Source organism: Streptomyces sp. CO7 (assembly GCF_053474865.1).
The window spans coordinates 391550-402518 of sequence record NZ_JBRIOU010000003.1; the positions used below are offsets into that span (position 1 = coordinate 391550).

Consider the following 10969-nt stretch of genomic DNA (forward strand, 5'->3'; position numbering starts at 1 on the left):
GCCCGCCCGCAGCCCCTCCAGGTCCCGCACGTCCGGGTGGACGGACTGCGCCGGAGGCCGCAGCCCTGCCGCCCGGGCGGCCACCACCACCCGGGAGCGGCACCAGTCGAGCCCCGCGTCCTCCCGCACCCCGAGGTCCGCGCGCAGGTCGGCCTCGCCGAGTGAGACGCCGCCCACCGACGGATCGGCGCGGGCGATGCGGAACGCCTCCTCGACGCCCAGCGCGCTCTCCAGCAGCGGGAACAGCGGCAGCCCCGTCCGGTCCAGCGCGCTCGCCTGCCCCGCCACCCGGGCCACCGTGTCCGGCGAGGTCACCTTCGGCAGCCGCACCCCGCCCAGCCCCTGGCACGGCAGCAGCGTCTTGAGGTCGGCACGCCCCTCCGGCGAGGACGGGCAGTTCACCCGGACGTGCACCGGAACCGGCGGCTGCTCGGCCAGCAGCTCCGCGGTGGCGTCCCGCGCGTACTCCTTGCGGGCGGGCGCGACCGCGTCCTCCAGGTCGACGAGCACCACGTCCGCCCCCGCCCGCAGCGCCTTGGCGACCACCTCGGGCCGGTCCCCGGGGACGTACAGCAAGGTCAGCGGCGGCGCCTGCACCTCCCCGCTCACACGATCCCCTCCCGTCGCAGTGCCGCGATCTCCTGAGCGGTGAGCCCCGCCTCGGTGAGCACGGCCTCGGTGTCCGCCCCGTGCGGCCGCCCCGCCCAGCGGATCGCGCCGGGGGTCGCGGAGAGCCGGAACAGCACGTTCTGCATCCGCAGCTGCCCGAGCTCCGGGTCGTCCACGGTGGTGATGGTGCCCAGCGCCCGGTACTGCGGGTCCTCCATCACGTCCCGCACGTCCTGGACGGGAGCCACCGCGGCCTCCGCCTTCTCGAAGGCGTCCAGCACCTCCGACCGTCCACGCCGGGCGATCCAGGCGCCGACCGCCTCGTCCAGCACGTCGCAGTGGGCGGCGCGCCCGGAACCGGTGGCGAACCACGGCTCGTCGACCAGCTCCGGCCGCCCCACCAGCCGCATCACCCGTTCGGCGACCGACTGCGCCGAGGTGGAGACCGCCACCCAGGTGCCGTCGGCGGTCCGGTAGGTGTTGCGCGGCGCGTTGTTCTGGGACCGGTTGCCGGTGCGCGGCTGGACGTGGCCCAGCTGGTCGAACCAGAGCGGCTGCGGCCCCAGCACCGTGAGGATGGGTTCGATGATGGCCATGTCGACGACCTGCCCGGCGCCGGTGCGGTCCCGGGCGGCCAGCGCCGTCGTCACCGCGAAGGCGGTGGCCAGCGCGGCGATGGAGTCGGCCAGGCCGAACGGGGGCAGGGTGGGGGGCGCGTCCGGCTCGCCGGTGACGGCGGCGAAACCGCTCATCGCCTCGGCCAGGGTGCCGAAGCCGGGGCGGCGGGCGTACGGGCCGAACTGGCCGAAGCCGGTGACCCGGGCCAGCACCAGACGCGGATTGACCGCGGACAGCTCCTCCCAGCCCAGACCCCACCGCTCCAGCGTGCCCGGGCGGAAGTTCTCCACCACGACGTCGGCGTCCCGGACCAGCCGCAACAGCAGGTCGCGCCGAGCGGCGCGGACAGGTCCAGGGTGATGTTCCGCTTGTTGCGGCCCAGCAGCTTCCACCACAGCCCGACGCCGTCCTTGGCGGGCCCGTGACCGCGCGAGGGGTCGGGCTTCGTCGGGTGCTCCACCTTGACCACGTCGGCGCCGAAGTCGCCCAGCATGGTGGCCGCGAGCGGCCCGGCGAACAGCGTGGCCAGGTCCAGGACCCGCAGCCCGGACAGCGGCGCGGGCCCGGCGGCGGGAGCGGGGGCGACGTCGGACAGGGGCTGGTTCATGACGTGTACCGTGCCTCGATCTCGGAGCGGTAGGGCATCGACGCCGACGCCCCCGGCCGCTGCACCGACAGGGAGGCCGCGGCGGCCGCCCAGCGCAGGGCCTCGGGCATCGGGCGCTTCTCGGTGAGGGCGACGGCCAGCGCGCCGGCGAAGGTGTCGCCCGCCCCGGTGGTGTCCACCGCCCGCACCCGGGGCGAGGGGACCGTCACCGGCTCCGCGCCGCGCACCGCCCACAGGCTGCCCGCCGCCCCGAGGGTGACCACCACCTCGGGCACCCGCTCCAGCAGCGCGAGCGCCGCCTCCCGCGGGTCGGCCACCTGGGCCAGGGCGGCGGCCTCGTGCTCGTTGGGCAGCAACAGGTCCACGCAGTCGAGGAGTTCGGAGGGCAGGGGCCGCACCGGCGCGGGCGTCAGGACGGTCCGCACGCCGTGCGCGCGGGCCAGCCGGGCCCCGGCGACGACGGCCTCCAGGGGGGTCTCCAGCTGGAGCAGCAGCAGACCGGCGCCCCGGACCGCCTCCTCGTCGCGGAGAGTCAGCGAGGTCACGCCCGCGTTGGCGCCCGGGACGACCACGATCGCGTTGCCCCCCTCGTCGTCCACCACGATGTGGGCGGTGCCGGACGGGCCCTCCGCGGTGCGCAGCCGGTCGGTGACCACCCCGGAGGCCTCCAGCGCGGAGCGCAGCCGCAGACCGAACGTGTCGTTGCCGACCGCGCCGATCATCGAGACCCGGGCGCCCGCACGGGCCGCGGCCACCGCCTGGTTGGCGCCCTTGCCGCCGGGCGCGGTGCGGAACTCGCGCCCGGTGACGGTCTCCCCGCGCTGCGGCGCCTTGGCCACGTAGGCGACGAGATCCATGTTGGCGCTGCCGAGTACGACGATGTCGCCGACGGTGCTCATGACGGGGCGGCCTCCAGGACGGTCCGGACGGCCGGCGCCCGCTCCGGTCGCGGGCCCGGCGCGCACAGATGGGCGGTGGTGCGGCCGAGGACGTCGAAGCCGACGCCGTCGAACCCGGCCACGGAGGTGGCGAGCCGGTTCTTCAGCGGCGCCGTCCACCGCTCGGGCAGCGCCCCGGGGGAGCCGGCCAGCAACGCCGCCACGCAGCCGGCGGTGGCGCCGTTGGAGTCGGTGTCCCAGCCGCCCGACACCGCCCGGCAGACCGAGCCGGCGAAGTCCCCGTCCGCGTGGGTGAGGGCCGCGGCGATCAGCGCGGTGTTGGGCACCGCGTGCACCCAGTGGTGCCGCGCGTGCTCGGTGTGCAGCGCGTCCACCACCGCCTCGAACCCGGCCGCGCCGCCCGCGTGTTCGCCGGCCAGCCGGACGGCGTGCCGGACCGCCCGGGCGAGCCGGGAGCCGGGCGGGACGACGGCCAGCCCGGCCCGCAGACAGCCGTGCACGTCCACCCCGCCGCCCGCCGCGGCCGCGATCATGGCGGCGGCGAACATCGCGGCGTGCACGCCGCTCCCGGTGTGGCTGAGGACGGCGTCGCGGTGCGCCTGCTCGGCGGCGGCGCCCGGGTCGCCGGGGTTGGTCCAGCCGTGCACGTCGGCCCGGATCAGCGCGCCGATCCACTCGCGGAACGGGTTGCGGTGGCGCGCGGTGTGCGGCGGCTCCACGCCGGACAGCAGGTTGCGGTAGGCGACCCGCTCCGCGGTGAACAGGCGGCCCGCGGGCAGCTCGTCCAGCCACAGGCGGGCCACGTCCCCGGTGGTGAAGGAGCGGCCGTGACGGCGCAGCAGCAGAAGGCCGAGCAGCGGGAAGTTGAGGTCGTCGTCCTCCGGCATGCCGTCGATGTTCTCGGCCAGCGAGGTGCCGGCCGAACGGCGGTTCCAGGGGTGGGCGGCCGCCAGCTCGGCGGGCAGGCCGCGGGCGGTGAAGAAGGTGGTGAGCGGCCAGTCGCCGGTGGCCCGGGCCAGCGCCCTGATGCCCTCCAGCGGCAGCTTCTCCACCGGCTTGCCCAGCAGGCAGCCGGCCGCGCGCCCCAGCCAGGCGGCCTCCAGCCGGGCCGCGGAGGGCCGCGGGCAGGCGGCCGGGGCGGCCGGCCAGTCGGGGCAGAGCGCCTTGATCCGCTCCAGATCGGTGGGCTCCGCCTCCGCCAGGGGCGAGGGCAGTTCGGCCAGCTCGTCGAGCAGGTCCTCGGCGAGGGTGCGCAGGTAGCGCGAGACGGGCTCGGCGGAGGAGCCGGCGCGGTCGGGGGCCTCGGGGCCGCCGGCCGCGCGCCAGCGGGCGGCGACCGCGGCGACGGTCGCGGGGGAGCGGCCGTCCTGCGCGGCCTGCCGCAGCTCGTGGCCGAGCAGGTCCTCGGGCTGCACCCAGGTCAACCGGAGCACGCGGCGCCTCCGATCGCGGTGAACGCGGCCTCGTGGGCGCGGCGGCGGGCGACGTCCCGGGCGAAGACCTCCCGGGCGACGGCGGTGAGGGCGCGGGCGGGGGCGTCCAGGTCGAGGCGGCTCGCCTCGGCGACCTGAGCGGCCCAGCCGGCGGGCGCGGGAGAGCCGAGCGCGCCGGCCAGGGCGCCCGCCATGGTGGCGATCGAGTCGCAGTCGCGGCCGTAGTTGACCGCGCCGAGCACTGCCTGCCCGTAGTCGCCGCCGGCCACCAGCAGCATGCCGAGCGCCACCGGCAGCTCCTCGATCGAGTGCAGCCGGGACGGGCGGCGGGCCCCCAGGGACGGCGCCCGGTAGTCGGGACCGACGGTGTCGAACGGGGCGACCGCCTCGCGCAGCGGGACGAGCGCCGCCTCGAACTCGCCGTACCGGGCGGCGGTTTCGCAGACCGCCTCGATCGCGGCGCGGGTGCCGTCCTTGGCGAGCGACAGGCAGGCGGCCACCACCGACTCCGGGGTCGCGTCCGGCGCGCAGGCCGCGGCCACGGCCGCCGCGAACACGCCCGCCGCCTCCCGCCCGTAGGAGGACTGGTGGGGGCCCGCCACGTCCAGCGCCTCGGCGTAGGCCGCCGCCGGATGGGCCGCGTTCACCAGGCCGACCGGCGCCATGTACATCGCGGCGCCGCAGTTGACGATGTTCCCGCAGCCGGCCTCGCGCGGGTCGACGTGCCCGTAGTGGATCCGCGCCACCAGCCACTTCTCGGCGAGGAAGATCCGCTGCAACGGCAGCGCCTCGGCCTCCAGTTCGGGGATCCAGCGCAGCTCGCCCATCAGGTCCGGGACCAGGTGCTCGGCGACCGCGTAGGCGTCGAGGTGGTCGCGGACCCGCTCGTAGACGCGGATCAGGGCGTGGGTCATCAAGGTGTCGTCGGTGACGTGCCCGTCGCCCTTGTGGTACGGCGCGACAGGACGCGCGGTGCGCCACGCGTCGCCGTTCCACGGCCCCACCACGCCCCGCACGCGGCCGCCGTGGCGTTCCAGGATCTGCTCGGGGGAGTACCCCTCGACCGGGCCGCCCAGCGCGTCGCCGACGGCCCCGCCGGTCAGGGCGTCGGCGATCCGCTCGTCCAGGGTCCGGGCGGGGGCCCCGGTCCCGGCCCCGGTCCCGGCCCCGGTCCCGGCCCCGGTCCCGGTCCCGGGAGCGGGTGCGGCGGCGGGCCCGGCGGTGGTGACCTCCGGGTCGTCGAGTGGTCCGTGGAGGGGCCTTTCGGGCGTGATGCGCGTCATGCCGGAATCATCCTCCGCCGGTGGCCGGTCGCCCCGCTTCCAGGCGTTCGGCGAGTTCCACCAGATCGGTACCGGCGAGGCGGGGCAGGACGCAGCCGGAGAGGGAGCGGCAGGCCTGGCGCCAGGGGTCCGGCACCGCCCCGAGACCGCCCAGGGCGCCGGTGAGCGCACCCGTGAGGGCGGGCGTGGAGTCGGCCACCCGGGACAGGCAGGCCGCCGCCGGCACCGCCTCGGCGAACCGCCCGCCGGACGCCAGCGCCAGGGCGAGCGCCACCGGCACGGTCTCCGCGGCGGCGATCCCGTAGCTGTACACGTGGTCCACGATCTGGTGCTCCAGCAGCGGCACCAGCGCGAACGCGCCCTCCGGGGCGCTCTCCCGGGCCAGGTGCAGGGCGTGCCGGGCGTTGCGTCCGGCCTCCGAGGCGTCGGGCAGCTCGGCCAGCGCGGCGCTCACGCAGGCGTCCACGTCGGCGCCCGCCAGGGCGAGCGAGACGGCGGCGGCCATCGCGCGGGCGCCGTGCACGCCGTCGCCGTCCTGGGAGTAGCGGGCGTCGAACTCGGCGAGCTCCGCGGCGCGGGAAGGATCACCCGGATGAGCGACAGCCAGGACGCACGCGCGTACACAGGCCGCGTCGTCGAAGTAGTGCGGGTTGTCGTGGCCGGTGGCGGGCGGGCGCAGGCCGGTGGCCAGGTTGCCGAGCCCGGCGCGCACCGAGATCCGGGCCCGCAGAGGGATCGCGGCGGACTCCGCCTCGGGCGCCGCGCGCTGCGCCTCGGCGACCTCGTCGGCCACCGCGCTCCACGCCAGGTCGACGGCGGCCCGGATCCGGCGGTCGCGCTCCAGGTCGGCGAGGAGGGTGTCGTCGCCCGCGCGCAGCAGCGCCTGCGCGGTCCACGCCGCCCACTCGGCGTCGTCGGAGGGGCCCAGCCGCAGCGGGTCGGGCGGCTGGTTGAGGGCGATCGGCACGGGGAGGGTGGTGGTGGCGTTCTCCTCGGCGAACGTGTCCAGCTCCCGGGTGAGCCGCCGGGTCCACTCCGGCATCCGCGCCGCCCGGTGCCGGGCGGCAGGCCATCCGGCGGCGTCCCCCGCCACGGGGGCGGGGTGCTGCTCGGCCCCGGCCTGGGCCTGGCCCTGGGTCCCGGCCTGGGTGTGGGCCTGGCCCTGGCCCTGGGCTGACGGCCCAGGTCCCCGTCGCGGATGGCGGTAGTCGACCCGCGAGGCGCCCTCGGGGGCCGATGCGGAGGTGGCCGAGGTGCCGTCGGCGGAGGCGTGGCCCCCGCCGTCCGTGCCGTGGGCCTGGTGACCGGCGTACGGGGCCGCGGAGCCGTCGGTGGCCCGGGTGCCGAACGGTTCGGTCCGGTCCGCCGGGTTGCCGGGCGGCGTTGCCGTGCCCGCGGGCGGTGTCCGGAAGGTTTCGGCGGGGTCGCCGAGGGGCGGCAGGCCCGTGAGGCCGGAGGCGGCCGCCGACGCGGTTCCCCCGGGGGTGTGCGCGCCGCCCGGCGTGGCCTGGGCGCCCTCGGCGGCGGGCGTGCCCGGAACGGCCGTGCCGCCGGGCAGACCAGGTGCGGTCGCACCGGCGGAGGCGGGTGTTGCCGCGGCGGGCGTCCCGGCAGCGGCGGGCGTACCGGAGGCAGACGTCGCCACGGCGGGCGAACCGGCGGCGGAGGAGCCCGTGGTGGAAGGCGAACCGGCGGCGGCGGAGGAACCCGTGGTGGAGGGCGACGGCAGCACCCGGTCGCCGTCCTGCGCGGCGGGGGCGACGGCGGTGGCGAGCCGCTGGGCCTCGGCCGAGGGCAGGCCGTGGTCGGCGAGCAGGGCCGCGAGCCCCGCCGCGTACCCCTGCCCGACGGCGCGGACCTTCCACGCCCCCTGCCTGCGGTACAGCTCCAGCGCGACGACCGCGCACTCGCTGTCCAGCCCGGTGATGGTGTAGCTGACCAGCGGCGGCCCCGCGGAGCCGCCCGCGACGACGGCGGTGAAGGGCGCGGGTCCGCCCCCGAATCGCTCCCCGGGCGGCAGGGCGAGGACGATCCCGACCCGGTGCACGGTCTCCGGCAGCGCGGCCGGTTCGAGAGTGACCCGGTGCTCGCTCCCGGCGGCCCGTTCCGGGAGCGCGACGCCGGGCGGCCCGGCGGGCCCTCCCGGCAGGAGCACGCCCTCGACGCCCGCGAGGCGGCCCTGCTCGTCCGTGAGGACCACCCCGACCGTCACCGGGCGGCCGGCCGAGACCCGGACCTCCGGTCGGGCTTCGGTGAGCGGATGGTTCTGGCCCCGCACCAGCTCGGCCGTCATCGCCGTCTTTCCCCTCCGTACGCCCGCCGCCGGTTGTGCGGCGGGCCCGCCTCCTGCGTCAGAGCTGCCGGGAGATGTCCGGCAGCAGGTCCTGGAACGTGCGGCCGTTGGACGGCGCGCCGATGGCCGTCATCGTCCAGCCCGGCCCGCTGCGGTGGACCTTCGCCATGATCTGCGCGGTGTACGCCCCGCCTCCGGCCAGCGTGTAGCGGGCCAGCTCGCGGCCGTTGGTCTCGTCGACCAGGCGGCAGAAGGCGTTGGCGACCTCCTCGAAGGTCTGCCCGGTGAAGGAGTTCACCGTGAACACGATCGTGTCCACGTGCACCGGCACCCGCTGGAGGTCGACCAGGATCGCCTCGTCGTCCCCTCCGGTGCCGGCGCCGCCGACCAGGTTGTCGCCGGTGTGCCGCACCGAGCCGTCGTCGCTGACGAGGTGGCGGAAGAAGACCACGTCGACCAGCTGGCCCCCGGCGAACAGCAGCGCGGAGGCGTCCAGGTCGATCTCCCGGACGCGGCGGCCGAACAGACCGCGGCGCGGGGCGGACTGCCAGCCCAGCCCCATGCGGACCGCGGTGAGACTACCGCCGTCGTCCTTCTGCAGACTGATCGCCTGGCCCTTGGTCATGTTGACGGTCACGCGCGGTCCCCTCTCGGACATGAAGTCCCCGTGAATCCCCTCGCCCGCGGCCCCCCGCGAGCACTTCGACCCTATGGGTGCGCGCCACCGCCGCGCCCGTCCCTTGCGGGATTTGTGTCGGTCCTGCAACACAGCGCCGCGGCGCTGTGTTGCAGGACAGCGCCGCGGAACCGGGCCGGCCGGCCCCGTGGGCGGGCGGCCGGCCCGGGGCGGGCGGACCGCTCAGGCCACCCCCGCCTCCTTCATCTGCCGCAGCTCCTTCTTCATCTCGGAGACCTCGTCCCGCAGCCGGGCGGCGACCTCGAACTGGAGGTCGGCGGCCGCGGCGCGCATCCGCTGGGTCATCTCCTCGATCTGCTGGGCGAGTTCGGCGGCCGGGCGGTCCGTCACCGCGCTGTCCGCCTTGGCGCCCCTGCCCTTGCCCTTGCGGGCCGCCTTGGACGAGGCGGCGGGGACGGGGGCCGTGCCGGCGGCCTTGCCGCCGCCCTGCCGGTAGCCGGAGCCGAGCAGCTGCTCGGTGTCGACCTCCTCGCGGGCGATCTGCGACACGATGTCGTTGATCTTCTTGCGCAGCGGCTGCGGGTCGACGCCGTTCGCCTTGTTGTAGGCGACCTGCTTCTCCCGGCGCCGGTTGGTCTCGTCGATCGCCTTGGCCATGGCCGGGGTGATCCGGTCGGCGTACATGTGCACCTGGCCGGAGACGTTGCGCGCCGCGCGGCCGATGGTCTGGATCAGCGAGGTGCCGGAGCGCAGGAAGCCCTCCTTGTCGGCGTCCAGGATGGCCACCAGGGACACCTCGGGCAGGTCGAGGCCCTCACGGAGCAGGTTGATGCCGACGAGGACGTCGTACTCGCCCGCGCGCAGCTCGCGCAGCAGCTCGATGCGGCGCAGGGTGTCCACGTCGCTGTGCAGGTAGCGGACCTGGATGCCCAGCTCCAGGAAGTAGTCGGTGAGGTCCTCGGCCATCTTCTTGGTGAGCGTGGTGACCAGCACCCGCTCGTCGCGCTCGACACGCTCGCGGATCTCGTGCACCAGGTCGTCGATCTGGCCCTCGGTGGGCTTGACCACGACCTCCGGGTCGACCAGGCCGGTCGGGCGGATGATCTGCTCGACCTGGCCGTCCGAGCGGGAGAGCTCGTAGGCGCCGGGGGTCGCCGACAGGTAGACCGCCTGCCCGACCCGCTCCTGGAACTCCTCCCACTTCAGCGGCCGGTTGTCCATCGCGGACGGCAGCCGGAAGCCGTGGTCCACCAGGGTCCGCTTACGGGAGGCGTCGCCCTCGAACATGGCGCCGATCTGCGGGACCGTGACGTGGGACTCGTCGATGACCAGGAGGAAGTCCTCCGGGAAGTAGTCCAGCAGGGTGTTCGGCGGCGTGCCGGGGCTGCGGCCGTCGAAGTGCATCGAGTAGTTCTCCACGCCGGAGCAGGTGCCGATCTGGCGGAGCATCTCGAGGTCGTAGGTGGTGCGCATGCGCAGCCGCTGGGCCTCCAGCAGCTTGCCCTGCTTCTCCAGCTCGGCGAGGCGCTGCTCCAGCTCCGCCTCGATGTCGCGCACCGAACGCTCCAGCCGCTCGGGACCGGCCACGTAGTGCGTGGCGGGGAAGACGTAGAGCTGACGCTCGTCGCTGATGATCTCGCCGGTGAGCGGGTGGAGGGTGGTCAGCGACTCGATCTCGTCACCGAACATCTCGATGCGGACGGCGAGCTCCTCGTACACCGGGAAGATCTCGACGGTGTCGCCGCGCACCCGGAAGGTGCCGCGGGTGAACGCCACGTCGTTGCGGGTGTACTGGATGTCCACGAACCGGCGCAGCAGGTCGTCCCGGTCGATCTCCTCCCCGACCTTGAGGGGCACCATCCGGTCCACGTACTCCTGGGGCGTGCCCAGGCCGTAGATGCAGGAGACCGAGGCGACCACGACGACGTCCCGGCGGGTGAGCAGGGAGTTGGTCGCGGAGTGGCGCAGCCGCTCGACCTCCTCGTTGATCGAGGAGTCCTTCTCGATGTAGGTGTCCGACTGCGGGACGTACGCCTCGGGCTGGTAGTAGTCGTAGTACGAGACGAAGTACTCGACGGCGTTGTTCGGCAGCAGCTCGCGGAACTCGTTCGCCAGCTGGGCCGCGAGGGTCTTGTTGGGCGCCATCACCAGCGTCGGCCGCTGGAGCTGCTCGATCATCCAGGCGGTGGTGGCGGACTTGCCGGTGCCGGTCGCGCCGAGCAGGACGACGTCCTTCTCGCCGGCCTTGATGCGCCGGGACAGGTCGGCGATCGCGGTGGGCTGGTCACCGCTCGGCTGGTAGGGGCTGACGACCTCGAAGGGCGCCACCGTGCGTTCGATGTGGGAAACGGGCCGCATGCCTCCACGTTACGACCCGCCGCCGACAACGGCCCCGGGCCGCGGTCGCGCGGAGCTCGCGCGGCCCTCCCGGGCCGGTGCCGGACGGCTCCCGTCAGCCGTACCAGGCGGCGCTGCGGTCCTCCTCGTGGCTGCCGGCCAGGGACCCGCGGCGGGCGCCGCGCGGTTCCGGCCGGGGGCCGGGTCGGGAGGCCGGACCGGTCGGGCGGGAGGCGGGCACGGAGCCGGGGAC

Annotated in this window: 7 protein-coding genes and 2 pseudogenes; all 9 read right to left on the reverse strand. The window is 75.8% G+C overall.

All coding sequences use genetic code 11. The features are described 5' to 3' along the window. On the reverse strand, positions 1-597 hold a 597-nt coding region (locus ACOV8S_RS11725), incomplete at its 3' end, for an HpcH/HpaI aldolase/citrate lyase family protein (protein ID WP_448317924.1). 8 nt (positions 598-605) lie between these two features. After that, positions 606-1834, reverse strand: a pseudogene (locus tag ACOV8S_RS11730) (CaiB/BaiF CoA transferase family protein). Next, complete coding sequence (gene rbsK / locus ACOV8S_RS11735) at positions 1831-2733, reverse strand: ribokinase (protein WP_448317720.1); 903 nt, start codon at positions 2731-2733, stop codon at positions 1831-1833. The pseudogene ACOV8S_RS11730 and the gene rbsK overlap by 4 nt, the downstream one beginning before the upstream one ends. Further along, positions 2730-4166, reverse strand: a complete 1437-nt coding sequence (locus ACOV8S_RS11740) for an ADP-ribosylglycohydrolase family protein (RefSeq protein WP_448317721.1) — start codon at positions 4164-4166, stop codon at positions 2730-2732. The genes rbsK and ACOV8S_RS11740 overlap by 4 nt, the downstream gene beginning before the upstream one ends. Continuing rightward, on the reverse strand, positions 4154-5449 hold the full coding sequence (locus tag ACOV8S_RS11745) for an ADP-ribosylglycohydrolase family protein (RefSeq protein ID WP_448317722.1): 1296 nt from the start codon (positions 5447-5449) through the stop codon (positions 4154-4156). Before ACOV8S_RS11745 ends, ACOV8S_RS11740 begins: the two co-directional genes overlap by 13 nt. Positions 5450-5456: 7 nt before the next feature. Beyond that, entirely contained in the window at positions 5457-6542 is a 1086-nt protein-coding gene (locus ACOV8S_RS11750; RefSeq protein WP_448317925.1) for an ADP-ribosylglycohydrolase family protein, read from the reverse strand. A gap of 723 nt (positions 6543-7265) precedes the next feature. Continuing rightward, positions 7266-7742: pseudogene (locus ACOV8S_RS11755) on the reverse strand (TerD family protein); the annotation flags it as partial. A gap of 58 nt (positions 7743-7800) precedes the next feature. Then, positions 7801-8379, reverse strand: coding sequence for a TerD family protein (locus tag ACOV8S_RS11760; protein ID WP_448317723.1), 579 nt, complete (start codon positions 8377-8379; stop codon positions 7801-7803). A 222-nt stretch (positions 8380-8601) separates the two neighbouring features. Next, on the reverse strand, positions 8602-10737 hold the full coding sequence (gene uvrB, locus ACOV8S_RS11765) for an excinuclease ABC subunit UvrB (RefSeq protein ID WP_448317724.1): 2136 nt from the start codon (positions 10735-10737) through the stop codon (positions 8602-8604). Between the last annotated feature and the right edge of the window lie 232 nt (positions 10738-10969).